This window comes from Hymenobacter sp. YIM 151500-1 (genome assembly GCF_025979885.1).
In the GTDB taxonomy this organism is placed as follows: Bacteria; Bacteroidota; Bacteroidia; order Cytophagales; family Hymenobacteraceae; genus Hymenobacter.
On the sequence record NZ_CP110139.1, the window covers coordinates 1,020,394 to 1,038,752 of the forward strand.

Here is an 18,359-nt window from a genome sequence, read left to right on the forward strand (position 1 = left end):
AGCTGGACTGAATCAGAAAGGATACCCAATGCCCAGGTTGAAGGCGGTTTGGTCTTCGCGCAGGCTGAAGCGCCGGATGGCCCACTTGCTGCCCGGCGCCGTGGGGTCGTACACCTTGGTGGCCACGTCGAGGCGCAGAATCAGAAACTCGAAGTCGAAGCGGAAGCCAATGCCTGAGCCCACGGCCAGCTGCCGGTAGAACTTATTGAGCCGGAACGTTGCGCCGGGGCGTTGCGGGTTGCTGCGCAGGGCCCATACGTTGCCGAAGTCCGTGAACAAGGCTCCCTTCACGAAGCTGTACAGCGGAAAGCGGTATTCCACGTTGCCTTCCAGCAGCACCTCGCCGGGCTGCTCCAGGTTGTAGTCCCGCTCCGAGGTAAGAACTCCGGTGGTGTCGTACCGGTACTGGGTAAACGAGCCCGGCCCCAGGCGGCGCGGCTTCCAGGCGCGCACACTGGAGCTGCCCCCCGCAAACAGGTACTTGTCGTAGGGAATCAGGTAGTCAGTTTCCTGCCGGAGAATCACGCCGTTGTCGCCGCGGATGGTGGTGCGAGTGCCGGAGAGGGCCGTGGCCAGCCCGCCCGAGAGGCGGTACACAACGTAGGTGCTGGGCCCCAGCTTGTGGTAGCGGCGGTAGTCGGCCGTGAGCTTGCCGAAGTCGTACACCTTGAGGCGGTTGCTGGCCGCTTCCAGCGGCTGCCGCTGGTAGAGGCTGCGCGTCAGGCCCCCGGCCTCGGCATACAGGCGCAGGTAGCGCGCATCACGGGTCTGGTTGAAGTCGTTGGAGTTGTAGACCGACGTGGCACTGCCGCTGGGAATGAACAGGTTATCGAAGGCGCGAATCAGCGGGGAGCCCTGCGTCAGCTGTAGCAGCTCCAGGTCGCGCCGGAACTCGGCGCTGATTTGCGGGGTGCCGATGATGCTGATGTCGAGCGGGGTCAGCACGTACTGCTGAAAAGCATTGCGCTGCCAGATGTAGTCGTAGGTGGCTTCGGCGTTGGTGCGGGTGTACTCGGGCCGCTGCACGTAGGTGTAGGCGGCGTTGATGCGGGTTTGGGGATTGTAGGAAGCCAGGTAGCGGTTGGTGCGCCAGGGCACCAGAAACTGGGGCAGCACGAGGTTCACGTTGGCGCCCAGCTGGGTGGTCAGCACGCTTTCCAGGCGGGTACCGTCGCCGCCGGTGGCGCTGAACTGGCCTTCAAAACCGGCTCGCAGGCCCAGCTCCAGGATTTCGGCGCCCCCGAACACGTTGCGCACCTTCCAGCGCACGTTGCCGAACGGCCCCACCCGCTCAGCCACGTAGGTTCCGCCGAACTCGGTGGTTTCCTGGTACTTCTTGGCCGGCGAGGCGTTGATGGTGGCGTCGAGCAGGCCTTGGGCTGAGTCGGCGGGGGCCTCGGGGCCGCGCACGCGCCGGTAGGTCACGGCGCTGAAGCGGAACATGTCCAGGTTGGCGAGCTGGCGCTGGGTGAGCTGGGTGTTGCGCTGGCTGTAGAGGTGGCCGGGGCGCACGCTCAGCTTGCGGTCCAGGGCCTTGGTGCTGAAGCGGTGCTCGTAGGCCAGGTAGTGTACCGAGTCGCGCACCAGCGTGTCGCGTTGCCGCCCGAAGCGCACCAGCCCGGCGTCGGTTACCATGGTTACGTGCCGGATGGCGTACTGCCGGTGGGGCCCGCCGGTGGCCGGCGGGGCCACCAGGGTGCGCAGGCGCACGGTGGCCGGGGCAAAGCTGGTGTCGGCCTCCAGGCTGATGTACTGCTCCCGGAAGTCGTAGAAGCCCTGGTTTTTCAGTAGGTTGTCGAGGCGGCTGCGCTCCTGCCCAATCACCTCCTCGTCGTACTGGTCGCCTACGTGCAGCAGGCTCTGCGGCTGGCCCGCCCGCACGTACCGCGCCACGGCCGAGTCGGCAATGTCGTAGTCGAGCTGGGAAAGCCGAAACGGCACGCCTTCCCGCACGCGGTACACCACCGTCACGCGCCGGGGCTCGGCCCGGAACGGACTGCGTAGCGTCAGCAGCCGCAGCGGGGCGAAGGTGCGGGTGGGCACGGTGTCCACGGCCGTCACGGAGTTGCGGAAAAAGCCTTTGGAGCGCAGAAAGGTGCTGAGCTGCTCCACGGTCCGGGCCGTGAGCGAGGAGTCGTACACCACGGGCGGCTCGCCCAGGCGCATGATGGCGTTGCCTTTGTCGAGGGCCAGCTGGTGGCGGCGCACGTGCCGCTCGCGCTTGGTAAGCAGCTTGCCCACCTCAGCCGAGTCGGTGCCGGCCGCTTGGATGCGCTGGGTGTAGTGGGCGTACTCCTCGGCCAGGTTGCGCTGAATCCGGTCGGGGTTGTAGAAGGTGCGGCCTAGCTGGTAGATGGCTACCTTTGGCAGCGGAAACGTGCTGTTGGGCTGCTGCTGCACCAGGCTTTGCAGGCGCTCCGCGTCGGCCCGCTCCGTGCCTTCCACTTTCACGCGGTGCAGCAGGCGCTGGCCTGGCGCCAGCAGGCGCAGGGGCGAGCAGCCGGCCAGGCTGCCGGCCAGCAAGGCCCCGCCCAGCCCCAGCCCGGCCGAAAACCGCTTCCAAAAAAGCCCCGCTGAGGGCGTTCCGTTCGACGACGAATATGGTATCAAAAGCAGTAGCGAAATACGTGCACGCGCTGCACCTGAAAAAGTACCGGCTCCGGCACGGCGCCTTCCTGGTGGAGGGCGGCAAGAGCGTCCGGGAGTTGCTAAGGTCGCAACTTACAACGGAACGCCTGTGCCTGACAGCCGATTTCGCCGACAAAATTCAAGCCGAGCTGCCCGCTGGCGTGCCCCTCGACCTCGTGAGCGAGGACGAGCTGACCCGCCTCAGTACGCTCAGCACCAACACCACCGCCCTGGCCGTAGCCCGCCTGCCCCCGGAGCCGCCGCTGCGCCCGGTGCCCGGCCAGCTGCTGCTGGCCCTGGACCAGGTGCGCGACCCTGGCAACGTGGGCACCCTCATCCGGTTGGCCGACTGGTACGGCCTGGCCGGGGTGGTGTGCTCCGACACCTGCGCCGACCCCTGGGCCCCCAAAACCGTGGCCGCCACCATGGGCTCGTTTACGCGGGTGCCCGTGTGGCAGCGCAACTTGCCCGCCTGGCTCGGCACGCTGCCCGCCGGCCTGCCCGTGTACGGCGCCGACCTGCACGGCGACAATGTGCACCGCCTCAGCCTGCGCCCCAGCGGCGTGCTGGTCATGGGCAGCGAGTCGCACGGCCTCACCCCCGAAGTGGAAGCCGGCCTCACCCAGCGTCTGCACATTCCCGGCCGCGGCCAGGCCGAAAGCCTGAACGTAGCCGTGTCGGCGGCTATTCTGCTGGATAATTTCTACCGGAATGCGTGAGGGAGTGGTGAGGTTATGAGGTGAAGGGTGACAGATAAGAAGTAGAAAAGCATCCTGCGTTATGCGAAGGACCTCTTCCCACCAGAACGAGGCTCGTATCAACGATTCGCTCTAGCGGAAAAAGGTCCTTCACTGTGCTCAGGATTACAGAACCTGCGCCTGTCATATCTTACTTTTCACCATTTACCTCATTCCTAATTCAGCAACGAGGAGAAGCCGAAGCTAAGGGTTTGGGCCTGGGGGCCGCGGTTGTCCTTGAACACTTCGTTCAGATTGTACTTGGCAAACAGCTCGATGCCGCGGATGCCAATGATGCCCTGCACGCCGTACTGAAAGTCCTGGAGGTTGTAGCCGCCACGGTCCTTGTCTTTGCGGGTGCGGCCGTCCTGCTCATATTTCAGCTTGGTGTGGGAGCCCAGGCGGTAGCCCACAAACCCGCCCGCCCCGATGCGGAAGGCGTCTTTGCCCTTTTTGTTTTGGAAGCTGAGCTTGGCCATCAGCGGCAAGTTGATAGTGGTGACGGCCAGCTTGCTTTTTTCCAGCTCCCGGCCCGCGGGAGCTTGCGCAATTTCCGTCCGGTTGTCGGCGTCCGCAAACTGATAGTTGCCATCGAGCATGTAGTTGTTAAAGGCCAGCTCGGGTCCGGTGACTAAGTATAGAGGAGAACCCCGGCGGCCTACGCGGATGTCGTAGTGCCAGTTGAGGCTTAGGTAGCGGGAGCCGAAGGGCCGCAGGTCGGGCTGCACGTCGGTGGTGGTGGAGCCCGCCTGGTTTACCCAGGCGTTCAGCCCCAGGTTCAGGTTGAAGTTGCTGCGCACGGCGCGGTTGGCTCTTTCCTCCTGCTTGGCTTTGCGCCGGGCGTTGTTAATGGAATCATCCTTGGGGGTAGAACCCAGGTGAACTTCCACCCGGTCGGAGCCATTGGCGCCGGTGCCTTCTTCCACCTTCACCCCAAACAGGCGCCCCATGGTTACTTCCACTTTGTCGCCTTTGGCGCCAGCAGAGCGGGTAGCGCCATCGTTGCGCACCGTCACCCGGATTTGCTCGGGCAACTGCTTGCCGGGCCGGTCTTTGGCGGGATAGAACTCCAGGGTCACTTTATCGGACTTGGAGTTTTTGCCGGCGGCTTCGGCCTGGGTGATGTAGCCTTCGAGCAGCAGCAGCAGCGAGTCGAGCTTGTAGCTGCGCAGCTCCCGGAGCTGGGCTTTGTTTTTCACGAACAGCGTCATGGTGGCCTGGTTGGGCAGTTTCACCAGGATGGTATCGTCGGGGCCGGCTGGGGGCGTGGCGGCCAGCAGGCGGGAGGGCAGAGCACCCACGAGGAGCAGCAAAGCGAGGAGAGAGAGGAGGCGTTTCATGACCCAAAAAGTGCGGGGAAAGAGAAATTAGAGTTGAATTACAGTGGTGAGGGTCCGGCCGCCCAGGCGGGCCTGCACGGTTACCTTCTCCGGCAGGGCCAGCCCGGCTTCGCGCAGGCTCACCTGGTCGCCGCGCACGGCATTGCGGGCCTGCCGCAGCACCCGGCCCAGGCGGGGGCGCCCCGCCGGGGCGGCCACTGCGGCCGAACTGTTCGGCGTGGGGTGCACCTCCACGTCGATGGGTCCGGTGGCCAGGGCGTTGGGAGCCACGGCCGGCGTTTGGGCCAGGGCCGCAACGGCACCGGGCGTAGGTTCCGGGGCGGAAGGCTCCGGCAGGGGCCGGGCTTCGGCGGGGGCCAGCGCCAGCTGTTCCGGCGCCGGAGCGGCTGGTGCGGGCCGGGGCTCGGCCGGAGTGGTGGTCCGGGCTAACTTCCGGGGCCGGGTGGGCTGTGCACCGCCCGTGCGGGCTGCGGAAGTCAGGCTCGGAGCCGGCGTTTTGGCCGGGGGCACCACAGCGGTGGTCGTTGCCGTGGCCAGAGCGTCAGATGCAGCAGCAGGGGCGGGAGTTGCCTGGGGCTGGCTTTTTTTCTGGGGAGCGGGGCCGGCGGGCTGGGGCCGGGGGGTGGAGGCCACGGGCTGGGAGGCCGGCCCGAAGGCGGGGCCTTGTAGGAGCAGCCAGGCGGTGCCACCCAGCAGGGTGAGCAGGGCCATAGCCGCGGCGGCCAGCCACAACACGGGCCGGCGGCGCTGGGGCTGCAGCTCGGCCTCCAGGTCGTGCCAGAGGTAGGCCGGGGGCGGGGTGGCATGGCCGTCGAGCCGGTCCCGGAACAGCTTATCAATATCTTCCGGTTGCATACAGTTCTTTGGGTGAGGCGGTAGAAGAGGGGCGGGCCTGGGCAGCGGCAGCGGCCAGGCGGCGCTGCAGCATGGCGCGGGCCTTGCTGAGCTGCGACTTACTGGTGCCTTCCGAAATGCCCAGCAGCTCGCCTATTTCGGGGTGGGTGTAGCCCTCCAGGGCGTACAGGTTAAACACCGTGCGGTAGCCGGCGGGTAGTTCGGCTAGTACGGCCAGCATGTCGGCGGCGTTGAGCTGGCTTTCGGCGTCGGCCGGGGTGGCGGGCGTGTCGTAGGTGAGGTCGTCGATGGCCAGGTGCAGGGGCTCCTTGCGGCGCAGCTGCCCCAGGGCTTCGTTCACCATGATGCGCCGCACCCAGCCCTCAAACGAGCCCTCGTGGCGGTACTGGTCCAGGGCCCGAAACACCTTGGTAAACCCCACCATCAGGGCTTCCTCGGCGTCTTCGCGGCGGCGCAGGTAGCGCAGGCACACGGTCAGCATCAGCCCGGCAAACCGCTCGTAGAGCTGCTTCTGGGCGCGGCTGCTCCCCTGGCGACAGGCGGCTATCAACTCGGCATCAGTCACGGCAAAGAAGTAAAGTTCAGGTCAGGAGCAAGGCATTTGGCTGGCTAGATGGCAAAGGTTGCACCGGCGTTGCCTGCCCCCGCAAGAATTTTTACCCACCCTCCATAATTTTCTGAAAAAGAGGTGAGAAGTGAGAAGTGAGAAGTGAGAAGTGAGACAGGAGAACCGCAGCCCCGGAGGGGCGACATATCGGTAGCAGAAGTAGGCAGAAAAGAACGAAAAGCCCCAGTGGGGCGGCATATCGGTAGAAAAAATCGGTAGAAAAAGAAGAAAGAAAAAGACCAAGCCCCAGTGGGGCGACACCACCATCCGCGGACGATTGGGTGTCGCCCCGCTGGGGCTTTAAATCATTATTGCCGGATGATTTCTACCGATATGCCGCCCCGCTGGGGGGCTGCGGTTCTACTATCTCACCTCTCACCTCTCACCTCTCACTTCTCACTTCTAGTACTGACCCACGCTTAGCATCACCAGCGTGCAGGCTTCCTCGGTCCGGATGCCGCGCTGCTGGGCCAGGCGCTCCAGCTCGGGGTTTTCGGTGCCGGGGTTAAAGATGATGCGTTTGGGATTGAGGGCCAGGATGTAATCGTACCAGCCGGGCTGGTTTTGCGGGCCCACGTACAGGGTCACGGTGTCTACATCGGTGGGGTGGGGCCGGTCGGTGTGAATGGCAAGGCCGGCCACCTGGCCTTTCCGGATGCCCACGGGCACTACGTCGTAGCCGTGGTTTTTGAGCTGATGCACGGCCCGGTAGGCATAGCGGGCCGGGTTATCGGAAGCGCCGAGAACAAGGGTCTTTTTCATATGGTAGGGGCGCGTCGCACGCGCCTAGTCGTTAGGGTAAATTCAGTTTAAAAACGGCAGGAAGCCGCGCAAGTTGCCGGATGGCCTTGCTGGTCGGGCGCGTGCCACGCGCCCCTACCGCGCAAATACCGCCTCGGCGCACCGCTCCCCGTCCATGGCCGCCGACACGATGCCGCCGGCGTACCCGGCGCCTTCGCCGCACGGAAACAGCCCGCGCACCTGCGGATGCTCCAGTGTGTCCCGGTCGCGGGGAATGCGCACGGGCGAGGACGTGCGGCTTTCCACGCCCACTAGCTGGGCCAGGTTGGTGGCGTAGCCCGGAATCTTGCGGCCGAAGTCGCGGAAGCCCTGGCGCAGGCGCTCCGCGAGGCCCGCGCCCAGCACCTCGTCCATGACCACGGCGTGCAGGCCGGGCTGGTAGCTGGTTTCCAGCAGCTCCCGGCTCACCTTTTTCTGCAGAAAGTCGCCGAGGCGCTGGGCCGGGGCCAGCTGGGTGCCGCCGGCCAGCTGGCAGGCCCGCCGCTCAATGTCCTGCTGGAGGCGCAGGCCGGCCAGCGGGCCGTGCCGGCGCAGGTCCAGGTCTTCCAGCTCCACGGCCGCCACAATGCCGGAGTTGGCAAAGCGCGAGTCGCGGCGGCTGGGGCTCATGCCGTTCACCACTACCTCGCCGGGGGCCGTGGCGGCCGGCACAATGAAGCCGCCGGGACACATGCAAAACGAAAACACCCCGCGCTGCCGGCCCTGCCACTGGGTTTGGTGCACCAGCGCGTACGAAGCCGCCGGCAGCGGCCCCCGGTCGGGGCGGCGGTACTGGGCCTGGTCGATAAGCTGCTGGGGGTGCTCCACGCGCACGCCCAGGGCAAAGGGCTTGGCCTCGATGAGCACCCCGCGCCGGTGCAGCAGCTCGTAGATGTCGCGGGCCGAGTGGCCGGTGGCCAGAATCACGGCGTCGGCTTCCAGGGCTTCGCCTGCGGCCGTCACCACTCCGCGCAGGTGGTCTTTTTCCAGGATGAGGTCGTCTACGCGGGTGTCGAAGCGCACCTCGCCCCCGGCCGCCCGGATACTGTCGCGCAGGGCGGCCACCACGCCGGGCAGCTTGTTGGTGCCAATGTGGGGGTGGGCATCCACCAGAATGTCGGGGGTGGCGCCGTGCTGCACCAGCAGGCGCAGGATGCGCTGCACGTCGCCGCGCTTGGTGGAGCGGGTGTAGAGCTTGCCGTCGGAGTAGGTGCCGGCCCCGCCCTCGCCGAAGCAGTAGTTGGAGTCGGGGTGCACCACGTGCTCCTTGTTCAGGGCGGCCAGGTCGCGGCGGCGGGTGCGCACGTCCTTGCCGCGCTCCAGCACCACGGGCCTGATTCCCAGCTCAATGGCGCGCAACGCCGCAAACAGCCCCGCCGGCCCGGCCCCCACAATAAGCACCGAGCGCCGGGCGCGGCTCACGTCGGGGTAGTGAAACCAGGGGCCGAACAGGTCGGCGGGCGGGGCGGAGTGGTAGATGTCGGCACGCAGGCGCACCAGGGGCTGGCGGCCGCGGGCATCAATGGACCGTTTGCGCAGGTGCACGAAGTCGGCCTGGCCGGGCCTGAGGCCGGCCGCGTCGAGCAGGGCGCGGTAGCGGGCCAGCTCGTCGTAGGCTACTTCCGGCGGAAGCAGCAGTTCCAGTTCTTGTTTGTCGGGCATGGGAGAGGGCGAAAGGTAGTTAGCCTTTGAACCGTAGGAAAACCGTTGCTGAGGCAAAGGTAAGGGGCTAACACGGGCCGGTGGCGTTTGGTGCGCGGGTTTCAGCGCGGTGCCAGGCAAACCGACGCCACCAGCACCGTGCCACTGAAGAGCAAGTGGGTGCGTTACGCAGCTGCCATCTGCTTACCACCGCCTGACCTGGTACACGCCCGGCCGGGCGGCGTTCAGCAAGTCTTGAAGCCTCAGTGTAGGCAAGGCCCTTGCCTAGGGTTTCACTGAAGCTGTTCAGGCAGTCGAAAAACGGTCGTGCTTTATCTGGCGTCCACTTGTCGAACTGAAGGTTAACGTAGCGAAGTATCTCTCCCGCTTCGTGGTATCTTTCTCCGACCAGCAAACGGTGCCGGGCGGTTGCAGGCGGGCGGCCCCAAAGCCGCCCGGTGGGTGTGGTGCTGACAGCCGGGCGGCAATGTGACAACGGGGGGGCTGTTCTGTCGGCAACTGGGCAGGCGGCTTTGGAGCCGGCTACCCCTGATACACTGCCCCAAAAACCGCTTTAAAGTAAAGGAGCAGGAATCGTTTCAGGTACGTTAGGCGTAGGTATGAAAAGAAAGATGCGCTGCCACGCATGAGGAATAAATCATTTGCAAACCACCCAAATGGTAAGTACTCTACCAAACGGTAGGTACTTGCTTGGTAAGCAGTCAAGTGTCAGCTTTGCCTCAAACCAATCGTTGCTTATGAAAACCATTGCCCTTTTCGGCGCCTCCGGCAAAACCGGCCAGCAATTCTTGCCGCAGGCTTTAGCGCAAGGCTATAAAATCAAAGCGCTGGTGCGCACGCCGGCCAAGCTCAGCACCCAGCACCCCAACTTGGAAGTAATCCAAGGCGACGTGCTCGACCCCGAGGCCGTGGCCCGCACCGTGCAGGGCACCGACGTGGTGGTGAGCCTATTCGGCCACGTGAAAGGCTCGCCGGAGTGGCTGCAAACCGATGGTACCCGCCACATCGTGCGGGCCATGCAGCAGCACGGCGTGCAGCGCATCATCAGCCTCTCCGGGGGCGGCCTGCCCACCACCGAGGACAAGCCCAAGCTGCCCGACCACCTCATCCGGGGCATTATGAAGCTGTTCGTGCCTAAAATCCTGAACGACGCCATTCGTCACGCCGACGTGCTGCGCCAGAGCCCGGCGCGCTGGACCATCGTGCGCGGCCCCCGCCTCACCGACGAGCCCCGCCGCGGGCAGTACCGCGTGGGCTGGGTGGGCGTAAATGCCAGCACCAGCGTCGGCCGCGCCGACCTGGCCGACTTTCTCCTCAAGCAGGTTGAAGACGAACAGTTCGTGGGCAAGATGCCGTTTGTGAGCTATTAGCGGGTTTTGCCGTACGCTGGGCTTCACAACCAGTTCGGGCGCATCAGTCCGCGCAGCAGGAAGCCACACACCCGAGCCCCGAAAGCCACAGAATGTTTCCTCTGGCTTTCGGGGCTCGGTTACGTTGCGGAAGCAGGTATGCTCGGGGGCAGGAGGCAGCTCACTAGACCGGCGTGGTACTGCGCCCGAAGGCAACGTCTGCCAGGTCCTTAGGGTAGTAGCGCATGGTTTGCAGTTCAGTGTCATCCACGCGCAGGGCAAACGCCACGGCCGCCGCCTCCCAGCACCAGTAACCCGTGAAGCCGGCCGCATCGGTTCGGTGGGCGTGGATATTGTACCAGACCGTATCCAGGCTTTCGTACCAGTGGGCCAGAAAGGCTTTGAGGAAGGGGGGCGTCAGGTCACGCGGGGCCTGGATGGCGTCGCGCAGGCGGGCGTAGGTCTTGGGAAACAACAGCTGCACGGTCGGCGGGCGGTGGGGCAGGCGCCGCCCGGCCAGCCATTCCAGCAGGTAGTCCTGCCCATTGAGGCCAATGGCTTCGACTAACCGCTTAAATACATCGGTGTCTACGCGCAGCAGTAAGCCGAGCGAGAGGAGGGCCACGGCCTGCATGTACTCGTCCTGCTCCCCGTTGAAAAAGAAATCTTCTGCTTGCGGGTGTTGCTTGTAAGCTGCTAGCGCGTCAATGGCAGCCAGCAAATCAGGTACTAAATCCTGAACAGGGTAGCCGCGCGAGTATTTTAAGCTAAGCAGTGCATAACGCTTGTTAAAAACGGCGAAAAGAAATACCTCTGGCTTGGCGATGGTTTCATATTGGTCTCGTAACGGAGCTGCAAAGCGTTCAATTGAACTTTGAGTAAAAGACACTGTCTGTTCAAAAAAGCTCTCTGTCAATAGTGGTTCTCGTTTATCCATCTGGTTGTGGGTTCTTCTTCCGATTAAAGTATGTGTTCTACCAAAGTACCAGTAGAATCAACCTTGTGTAATCTTTTTTCAATCCTTCCCATACCCATAGCGAATATAATGTCATCAGCAGCTTGCTGACCCACTGCTTTCTTCAGCCGGTCACTCCCCAGAATCCACGAATCACTCATCTGCTTACCGTCCTTGGTCATGCTCAGGCGGCTCTTGCCATATTTGGCCTCAGTGATGATGTAATCAGGTGGGGGACTGGCATGGCGCCACACCCCGTCAATGCCAGTGCCACGGGCTGTGCCGCCGGGGGGTGGGGGCGTGACCAGGCCGCCGTCGTTGAGCTTGGTATGGCCCTGGGCGCGCATAAAGGCGTCGCTGCGGTGCTCCCCGTACACGCCTTTGTCGGCGTTGGTGGACAGCGCGGGCGGAGCTGTCTTAGCCGGGGCCGACACTTTCAGCTCGGGGTGGGGAGCGGGCATGGCGGCGGCCTGCGGCAGGGGCCAGCCCTCGAGGCGGGCACGGCGCTCCACCTCGGGCGGGGCATCCCAGGGGATGACCGTGTGGCGCTGGATGGTGGTGCCGTCGCGCAGCACCAGGGCGGCGGCCGACAAAGCCAGGCGCTGGCGGTGGCTGGGCTCCTGGCCAGGGCCGGGGCGCAGTTCTTCCACGAAGCTGACCAGGTGGGCGGCCTGCACCGTGAGCCAGGGGCGGCAGGAGCCGTCGGCGTACTCCAGCTCAAACACGCTGTGGGCGCGCTGGTAGGAGCAGGCCGCGTACGCTACCACGTCGGTGTGAGCGTCGGCATCGAGCAGGGAGAATTCCACCCGGTCGGCCAGCACCTGGGTGCTGCGGCGCCGGGCCGCGTCCAGGGCCTGGTAGAGGCGGTACCGCATGTCGGCTACGCGGTAGCGCCAGGAGCCGAAACACCAGTACAGGGCCTGGGCAGGAGCGGGAGGAGGCATAGGGCTATAGTAAAATTCAATGTAGCTGGAAAAAACACCTGCGGGCAATAGGTAGGTAACTTGTTGTTCACGGGACGGCTAAGCGGCTTCAAGATACCCGCTGCCGCTCCGGGAAGCAGGCTAGAAGAACGGCGGCCGGTGGCCCTCACGCACGTAAAACGGAGAATAGCTGCGCAGCTGCTCGGCCACGCGGGGCAGCTTGCTGATAAAGAGCTGGGGGTCGAGGTAGAAGAAGCGCACCGCCGGCAGGGGCCGGCCGTCTAAGCCGCTTTTGGGAATGGGTGCCAGGTAGTGGGGCCTTTCCTCATCCAAGTGGGGCGTCAGGACAAACACGGCCAGGCCGGCGTCGGGGTGGTCGGGGGGCAGGTTCCACTCGGCCACGTAGGCCAGGTGCAGGTCGGGTGTGCGCTGCTCCCAAAAAATGCACTGCAAGCCGGTTCGGAGACTATCCGGCAGGCGCTCTGCCAGGGGGCGCAGCTCTTGCGTGGGCAGGTCGGCCACGTTAAGTAGCATAGGCTCCCGTACAATGTTAATGCGCAGCAGTTCCGCCACTTCCTGCCGGGGCAGCCGCCACGAGTGACGCGAAAACGGGTTGAGCACCAGGTCATGCTCAGCCAGGTCGGGCAGTATCTCAAACCCATGCCCCTGCGCCACCGGTACTAAGGGCCGCATGGTAAGGTCGCCGGGCTGCGGCTTGGGCAGGCCATCATAGGCTCGGCCCAGCGACGAAAACAGCAGCAGTTTTCCATCGTCGCGCACGAAGGGGCGCCACGGGTGGCCCTCGTACTTGACGCCTTCCACGGTGCCGGTGGGCTCGGCCGGCACCACCGCTACCCGCAGCACATGCAGAAACAAGAGCCGGTGAAGCTCGCCCAGGCAGTCGCCGGCCGACTCATGTACCTGATGCAACATAGCTTCCAGCGGGCCAAACGGTGCGTGTTCGGGTAGCTCATGGACCGGGCGCCGGGGGCGGCTGAAAAAATCAAGTAGCTCCTGGTTCGTCATCTAGTGGGGATAATGCAATACATGAACATGAAACAGAAGGCTTGCCTATGCGTGAAAGCAGGTAGAGTGTGTTGGGCGCCTCTTACCCTTCGCCCAGCACGCTTTCCACCCAACCTTTGCCCCATTCGGCCAGCTCCTGGGCGCTCCAGAGCGGGGGGTAGAAGATGCGGCGCTGAAACTTCGGGGGCAGGTACTTTTTCCAGTTGGTGCCGCCCGTAGCCGGGATTTCGCTGGGGTGGCGCTCCAGGTAGCGCACCGCCGACTTGTAGTGCATCAGCGGCCAGTTCACGTTCACGTTCACGTCGAGCTGGCGCAGGTGGCGCACGAGGCGCGGGTGCTGCTGGCCATCGGGGCCGGGCGGCAGGCGCTGCACCACGGCCCAGAGGTTGCGCTGCTCGAAGCGGCGGGCGTGCTCCATCAGCTGCTGGGTGTACTTCTGCTCAAACTGCAGCAGCGTCAGGGCCTTGGCGCCGGTGTCTTCCACCGTGGCCCCCGACTTCCAGTAGATGCAGCCCAGCAGCTCGTCGTGGGCGGGGGCCTGGCCCAGCAGGCGGCGCTGCTCCTCGGGCACCAGGTTGGAGAGGGCCGTGCTGGCCAGCTCAATCATGCGGTACTGCACGCTCTGAAACCCCGAAGCCGGCATCAGGGCCATCCGGAACTGCAGAAACTGCTGCTTGTCCATGCCGTCCACCATCACATCGAACGAGTCAATCAGGTTCTCGAAGTAGCGGTTGATGCGGCCCACGCGCAGCACCACTTCCTGCACGGTGGGCTCCTGCAAGTCGCCCAGCTGCTCGTACTCGCAGAGGCAGAGCTTGAAGTACAGCTCCGTAATCTGGTGGTAGATGATAAAAATCCGCTCGTCCGGAATCTGGGTCAGGGGCCGTTGCAGGCTGAGCAGGGTGTCCAGCTCGATGTAATCCCAGTAGTTGACGTAGTCGGTGTAATACAGACCTTCGAGGTAGGCGGCCAGGTCCTGGCCATCGGCGGCGTAGCGGGCTTGCAGGCGCCGAAGCTGGGCCAGCACGGCCGGCGAGAACTCTTCTTCGGGGGTAGGCATGAGCAACTAAAGGTGATAAGCAGCGGTGCAAAGATGGGGAAATGGGTGATGGGGTGGAGGTGAATGGTGACAGGTGACAAGGAACAGGTGACAGGTAAATGGTAACAGGTGACACGAAAGAGGACGGTCATGCTGAGCGGAGCCGGAGGCGAAGTCGAAGCATCTCTACCGCTGGCTAATCTTAACCGTGAGGACGAAGCGGGAGAGATGCTTCGGCTGCGCTCAGCATGACCGTCCTCTTACCTGTCACCTGTTACCTGTCACCTGTTACCTGTCACCTGTTACCTGTCACCTGTTACCTGTCACCTGTCACCTGTCACCTGTCACCTGTCACCTGTCACCTGTCACCTGTTACCTGTCACCTGTCACCTGTCACCTGTTACTTGTCACCCTATCACCTCATTTCCCCTACCTTTACTGCGTCTATGGCTGAGAAATCCAGTATTTTCGATATGATTGGGCCGGTGATGATAGGACCCAGCTCCTCGCACACGGCCGGAGTGGTGCGCATTGCGCGGGCCGCCATCCGCATCCTGGGCAGCGTGCCCACCCACGCCACCATCACCTTCTACAACTCCTTTGCCCGCACCTACGAGGGCCACGGCTCCGACCGCGCCATCGTGGCCGGCCTGCTGGGCATGGCCACCGACGACGTGCGCATCCGCGAGGCTTTCGACCACGCCCGCGCGGCCGGCTTGCAGTACACGTTTCAGGGCGTGGGCAACGCCTCCACCATGCACCCCAACACCATCCGGCTCCAGCTGCGCGACGAGCGCACCGGCCATGCCGTGGAGGTGGTGGGCCAGAGCCGGGGCGGGGGCGTTATCCGCATTGTGGAGGTGGATGGCTTCCCGGCCGACTTCTCGGCCTCCCTGCACACGCTCATCATCGACGCCGACGACGTGCCCGGCTCCATTGCCTTTATTGCCTCGGTTATTGCCCACGACGACTGCAACATTGCCACCATGTTTGTGTCGCGGAAAGGCAAGCGCGACGCCGCCCGGCAGTTTATCGAAATGGACTCCGGCCTGCGCGACATCACCCTGGAGTACCTGCGCCAGCTGCGCTGGGTCCACCGCGTTACTTACATTCCCACCATCGATTGAGGACTGATTGATGGAGCCGGCCGCTGGGTTGGTGGCCGTTTTCGGCGGGTTGGTTGATTGCCAAGGCCTCTGGTATTGCCTGCTACCTATATTTGGTGGCCCAGGCCACCATTCAGGCCGGGTTGGCGTCTGTAAGCTAAGCCGTCGGCTCACCTTTTTGCGCACATAAGCTATTCCTTCCCTATGAAGCGTTTTACCTGGTTGCTGATGAGCATGTCGGCCGGGCTGCTGCCGGCACCGGTGCTCGCCCAGACCTCCCCAAGCCCTGCGCAGCCCCCGGCGGGAGCGTTGGCCGCGGCCCCTACTGGCCCCTGGACATTACAACGCGCCGTTGACTATGCCTTGCAAAACAACCTGGCTGTGCGCCAGCAGCAGCTAACGGCAGAGCAGCAGCAGGCTAGCCAGCGCATCAACCGCGCCGCCCTGCTGCCCACTGCGGGCCTCAACGCAACGCAAGGGTTTAACTTCGGTACTAACCGCGACCCACTTACCAATCAGTTTCAGCAGCTGAATGTGCGCTCCAATAACTTTTCTGGTACGGTCCAGGCAACCTTGTTTTCAGGGTTTCAACTGCGTAATACGGTCAAGCAGGGCCAGCTGGATGCGCAGGCAGCCAGCATAGACGTAGACAAAGCCCGTAACGATTTGTCGTTAAACGTGGCGTCGTCGTTTTTGCAGTTGCTACTAGCCCAGGAGCTGATTCGGGCATCAGAAGCTCGCTTGAGTACTGTGCGCGAACAAGTGACGCGCAGCGAAAAGCTATTGCGGGCCGGCGCCGTGGCGGAAAGTAATGTCCTTGACAGCCGCGCCCAGTTAGCCAGCGAAGAACGGACCTTAGTGACAGCGCAAAACCAGCGCGACCTAGCCAAGCTAGCGCTGATGCAGCAGCTCAATCTGGACCCCGCCGCCACACCCAGCTTTGAGGTGGCAGTGCCCGTGCTACCCGACTCCGATGATGTGTTGGCTGCCAACCTGCCCGACCCCAATTCAACGTTTGACGTGGCCCGCCAAAACCAGCCCGAGGTGAAAGCCGCGGAGCTGCGCGTGCAGAGCGCCCAGCGCGGCTTGGATATTGCCCGCGGTGCCTATTATCCCCGCCTGACGGTGGCTGGGGGTGTCCAAACGGGTTTTTCATCTGTGCGCGAACAACCAGTGCTTGTATCAGACCGCTTCGAGACGGTGCCCGTGCTCGAAGAAACTCCCGGCTTGCCAAGTTCATACCGGCCCACCTCGTTTGTATTGCTCCAGCCAGCCTACGACCGGTTGCCCTATAAATTTCTGGATCAACTGCGCGACAACCGCGGCGAGTTTATTCAGTTTACCCTCAACATCCCCATTCTGAACGGTCTGCAGTCCCGCGTGGGCGTGCAACGCGCCCGCATCAATCAGCAGCAGGCTGAGCTGCGAGCCGAGCAAACGAGCCTGCAGCTGCGCCAGACCATTCAGCAGAGCTACGCGGATGCTCTGGCCGCCCAACGCCGCTATGCTGCTAGCTCCCGCCAAGTGGAAGCTCTGGTGGTAGCGTTCCGCAACGCAGAAATCCGCTTCAACAATGGCCTGCTCAACGGCACCGATTTCAATATTGCTCGCAACAACCTCACGGCCGCCGAATCGGATATGATTCAAGCTAAGTACGAATTTATCTTCCGCCGCAAAGTGCTCGACTTCTATCAAGGTCGGCCGTTGGCATTGTAGGGGCTTAGGGACTTAGGGGCTTGGGAACTTAGTTGACGTTCAACGACAGTCGCCCACACCCTAGTTTAATCCTCAAGAACCTAAGCCCAAGCCTCAAGTCCCAAAAACCTAAGACCCTCAGCCCCCAAGTTCCTAAAAATGAAAAATAACCGTACCCTGTACATACTGCTCGCCATTCTGGTCGTGATGATTGGCGGCTTTATGGTGGCCAAAAGCCAGGGCTGGGTGGGCAAGCCGGCTGGCACCGAAGTGCTGGCGGCCAAGGCGGCCCCGGCCAATATCGTGGAGAAAGTAAGTGCCTCGGGCAAAGTGCAGCCCGAAACTGAGGTGAAAATCTCGCCCGACGTGTCGGGGGAAATCATTGAGCTGTACGTGGAAGAGGGCGACTCCGTGAAGCAGGGCCAGCTGCTGCTCCGCATCCGCCCCGACAACTACCAGGCCATGGTCAGCCAGCAATCGGCCATGGTGAACACCCAGCGCGCCAACGTGGGCCAGAGCCAGGCCCGTTTGCAGCAGCTCTTGGCCAACGCCAAGCAAACCGAGCTAACCTTCCGCCGCAACGCCTCGCTCTACAAGCAGAAGGTGATTTCGCAGGCCGATTACGAAGCCAGCAAAGCGGCCTACGAGGCGTCGCAGGAAGAAATCAACTCGGCCCGCCAGAGCATCCGGGCGGCCCAGAGCAACGTGCAGAGTGCTCAAGCTTCGCTGGAAGAAGCCCGCCGCAACCTGGTAAAAACCACCATCTTCTCGCCGGTGAACGGCACGGTAAGCAAGCTCAACGTGAAGAAGGGTGAGCGGGTGGTGGGCACCTCCCAGATGGCCGGCACCGAAATCATGCGCATTGCCAACCTCAACAACATGGAGGTGCGGGTAAGCGTGAATGAAAACGACATTATCAACGTGGACCTGGGCGACTCGGCCGACGTGGAGGTGGACTCCTACGCCAGCCAGGACCAGAAATTTCGCGGCATCGTGACGGCCATTGCCAACACGGCCAAGGACGCCCTCACGGCCGAAGCCGTCACCGAGTTTGAGGTGCGCATTCGGCTGCTGCCCGAGTCGTACCGCCAGCTCACGCGCACGGTCAAGGGCCGCACCATCGTGCCGTTCCGGCCCGGCATGACGGCCTCCGTCGACATCATCACCAACCGCAAAGCCAACGCCCTGAGCGTGCCCCTGGCTGCCGTCACGACCCGCTCCGACAGCGCCCGCACCGACGCCGACGCTAAGAAAACGCCCGCCGTGCGCGTAAACCGCGGCCCCAGCGCCTCGGCCGAAGACCAAGCCAAAACCGCTCCGGCCGACGTGCAGGAAGTGGTGTTCGTGATTCGCAACGGCAAGGCGGTGATGACGCCGGTGAAAACCGGCATCAGCGACTTCCAGAACATCGAAATTATCAGCGGCGTGCAGGCCGGCGACCAGGTGGTGAGCGGGCCGTTCCGGGCCGTGTCGAAAACCCTGAAGGACGGTGCCCTGGTGGTGGTGAAAGACGCCAAAAGCCTCGACAAAGCCGCCCTGAAAGAAGACGCCCCGGAGGAAGAGGACAAGTAAGCCGCTATATTGCGGACCGTCATGCTGCGAGGAACATGCCTAGCCGAAGCAGCAAGCTGGAAACTAGCTCCCCGCCTTGGCAAGA

At 63.5% G+C, this 18,359-nt stretch carries 15 protein-coding genes; 5 read left to right on the top strand and 10 right to left on the bottom strand.

From position 1 onward, the window contains the following. Positions 1 to 12 precede the first annotated feature (12 nt). On the bottom strand, positions 13 to 2,610 hold the full coding sequence (gene tamL / locus OIS53_RS04120) for a translocation and assembly module lipoprotein TamL (protein WP_264681127.1): 2,598 nt from the start codon (positions 2,608 to 2,610) through the stop codon (positions 13 to 15). Here tamL and OIS53_RS04125 point away from each other — a divergent pair. After that, the gene (locus OIS53_RS04125) at positions 2,601 to 3,347 is read left to right on the top strand and encodes a TrmH family RNA methyltransferase (RefSeq protein ID WP_264681128.1); all 747 of its coding nucleotides are present in this window, start codon (positions 2,601 to 2,603) and stop codon (positions 3,345 to 3,347) included. The two genes, tamL and OIS53_RS04125, sit on opposite strands and share 10 nt — an antisense overlap. A gap of 194 nt (positions 3,348 to 3,541) precedes the next feature. On the opposite strand, the gene OIS53_RS04130 is transcribed toward OIS53_RS04125, so the two are convergent. From OIS53_RS04130 to OIS53_RS04150, 5 genes are all read right to left on the bottom strand, one after another. Then, positions 3,542 to 4,705, bottom strand: a complete 1,164-nt coding sequence (locus OIS53_RS04130) for a PorT family protein (protein WP_264681129.1) — start codon at positions 4,703 to 4,705, stop codon at positions 3,542 to 3,544. Positions 4,706 to 4,732: 27 nt separating this feature from the next. Then, complete coding sequence (locus OIS53_RS04135; RefSeq protein WP_264681130.1) at positions 4,733 to 5,560, bottom strand: hypothetical protein; 828 nt, start codon at positions 5,558 to 5,560, stop codon at positions 4,733 to 4,735. Continuing rightward, positions 5,541 to 6,125 (bottom strand): RNA polymerase sigma factor, encoded by a 585-nt coding sequence (locus OIS53_RS04140; protein WP_264681131.1) that lies wholly within the window; start codon positions 6,123 to 6,125, stop codon positions 5,541 to 5,543. Before OIS53_RS04140 ends, OIS53_RS04135 begins: the two co-directional genes overlap by 20 nt. 444 nt (positions 6,126 to 6,569) lie before the next feature. Beyond that, positions 6,570 to 6,929 carry a CoA-binding protein gene (locus OIS53_RS04145; RefSeq protein WP_264681132.1) on the bottom strand — a complete coding sequence of 120 codons (360 nt, stop codon included), beginning with the start codon at positions 6,927 to 6,929 and terminating at the stop codon, positions 6,570 to 6,572. 114 nt (positions 6,930 to 7,043) lie between these two features. After that, a complete protein-coding gene (locus OIS53_RS04150) occupies positions 7,044 to 8,609 on the bottom strand; it encodes an NAD(P)/FAD-dependent oxidoreductase (protein ID WP_264681133.1) in 1,566 nt (521 codons plus the stop codon). A 737-nt stretch (positions 8,610 to 9,346) separates the two neighbouring features. Here OIS53_RS04150 and OIS53_RS04155 point away from each other — a divergent pair. After that, entirely contained in the window at positions 9,347 to 9,979 is a 633-nt protein-coding gene (locus OIS53_RS04155; protein ID WP_264681134.1) for an NAD(P)-dependent oxidoreductase, read from the top strand. 163 nt (positions 9,980 to 10,142) lie between these two features. Here the strand turns inward: OIS53_RS04155 and OIS53_RS04160 are convergent, their stop codons facing one another. The 4 genes from OIS53_RS04160 to OIS53_RS04175 form a co-directional block, all read right to left on the bottom strand. Then, the gene (locus OIS53_RS04160) at positions 10,143 to 10,895 is read right to left on the bottom strand and encodes a DUF1911 domain-containing protein (RefSeq protein ID WP_264681135.1); all 753 of its coding nucleotides are present in this window, start codon (positions 10,893 to 10,895) and stop codon (positions 10,143 to 10,145) included. A gap of 23 nt (positions 10,896 to 10,918) precedes the next feature. Further along, positions 10,919 to 11,857: a hypothetical protein gene (locus tag OIS53_RS04165; protein WP_264681136.1), complete on the bottom strand. Its 939-nt coding sequence runs from the start codon at positions 11,855 to 11,857 to the stop codon at positions 10,919 to 10,921. Between the two features lie 120 nt (positions 11,858 to 11,977). After that, positions 11,978 to 12,769, bottom strand: coding sequence for a hypothetical protein (locus OIS53_RS04170; RefSeq protein ID WP_264681137.1), 792 nt, complete (start codon positions 12,767 to 12,769; stop codon positions 11,978 to 11,980). Positions 12,770 to 12,944: 175 nt separating this feature from the next. Next, on the bottom strand, positions 12,945 to 13,922 hold the full coding sequence (locus tag OIS53_RS04175) for a tryptophan 2,3-dioxygenase family protein (RefSeq protein ID WP_264681138.1): 978 nt from the start codon (positions 13,920 to 13,922) through the stop codon (positions 12,945 to 12,947). A 425-nt stretch (positions 13,923 to 14,347) separates the two neighbouring features. Here OIS53_RS04175 and sdaAB point away from each other — a divergent pair, with 425 nt between their 5' ends. The 3 genes from sdaAB (at position 14,348) to OIS53_RS04190 (ending at position 18,274) form a co-directional block, all read left to right on the top strand. Then, positions 14,348 to 15,028, top strand: a complete 681-nt coding sequence (gene sdaAB / locus OIS53_RS04180) for an L-serine ammonia-lyase, iron-sulfur-dependent subunit beta (protein WP_264681139.1) — start codon at positions 14,348 to 14,350, stop codon at positions 15,026 to 15,028. Between the two features lie 183 nt (positions 15,029 to 15,211). Further along, positions 15,212 to 16,723 (top strand): TolC family protein, encoded by a 1,512-nt coding sequence (locus OIS53_RS04185; protein WP_264681140.1) that lies wholly within the window; start codon positions 15,212 to 15,214, stop codon positions 16,721 to 16,723. Between the two features lie 138 nt (positions 16,724 to 16,861). Then, positions 16,862 to 18,274 carry an efflux RND transporter periplasmic adaptor subunit gene (locus OIS53_RS04190; protein ID WP_264681141.1) on the top strand — a complete coding sequence of 471 codons (1,413 nt, stop codon included), beginning with the start codon at positions 16,862 to 16,864 and terminating at the stop codon, positions 18,272 to 18,274. The last annotated feature ends 85 nt before the right edge of the window (positions 18,275 to 18,359 follow it).

Coding starts and splice junctions, on each gene's coding strand:
- OIS53_RS04125 (WP_264681128.1), top strand. CDS start 2,601: ATGGTATCAAAAGCAGTAGCGAAATACGTGCACGCGCTGCACCTGAAA.
- OIS53_RS04130 (WP_264681129.1), bottom strand. CDS start 4,705: ATGAAACGCCTCCTCTCTCTCCTCGCTTTGCTGCTCCTCGTGGGTGCT.
- OIS53_RS04135 (WP_264681130.1), bottom strand. CDS start 5,560: ATGCAACCGGAAGATATTGATAAGCTGTTCCGGGACCGGCTCGACGGC.
- OIS53_RS04145 (WP_264681132.1), bottom strand. CDS start 6,929: ATGAAAAAGACCCTTGTTCTCGGCGCTTCCGATAACCCGGCCCGCTAT.
- OIS53_RS04150 (WP_264681133.1), bottom strand. CDS start 8,609: ATGCCCGACAAACAAGAACTGGAACTGCTGCTTCCGCCGGAAGTAGCC.
- OIS53_RS04155 (WP_264681134.1), top strand. CDS start 9,347: ATGAAAACCATTGCCCTTTTCGGCGCCTCCGGCAAAACCGGCCAGCAA.
- OIS53_RS04160 (WP_264681135.1), bottom strand. CDS start 10,895: ATGGATAAACGAGAACCACTATTGACAGAGAGCTTTTTTGAACAGACA.
- OIS53_RS04165 (WP_264681136.1), bottom strand. CDS start 11,857: ATGCCTCCTCCCGCTCCTGCCCAGGCCCTGTACTGGTGTTTCGGCTCC.
- OIS53_RS04170 (WP_264681137.1), bottom strand. CDS start 12,769: ATGTTGCATCAGGTACATGAGTCGGCCGGCGACTGCCTGGGCGAGCTT.
- OIS53_RS04175 (WP_264681138.1), bottom strand. CDS start 13,922: ATGCCTACCCCCGAAGAAGAGTTCTCGCCGGCCGTGCTGGCCCAGCTT.
- sdaAB (WP_264681139.1), top strand. CDS start 14,348: ATGGCTGAGAAATCCAGTATTTTCGATATGATTGGGCCGGTGATGATA.
- OIS53_RS04185 (WP_264681140.1), top strand. CDS start 15,212: ATGAAGCGTTTTACCTGGTTGCTGATGAGCATGTCGGCCGGGCTGCTG.
- OIS53_RS04190 (WP_264681141.1), top strand. CDS start 16,862: ATGAAAAATAACCGTACCCTGTACATACTGCTCGCCATTCTGGTCGTG.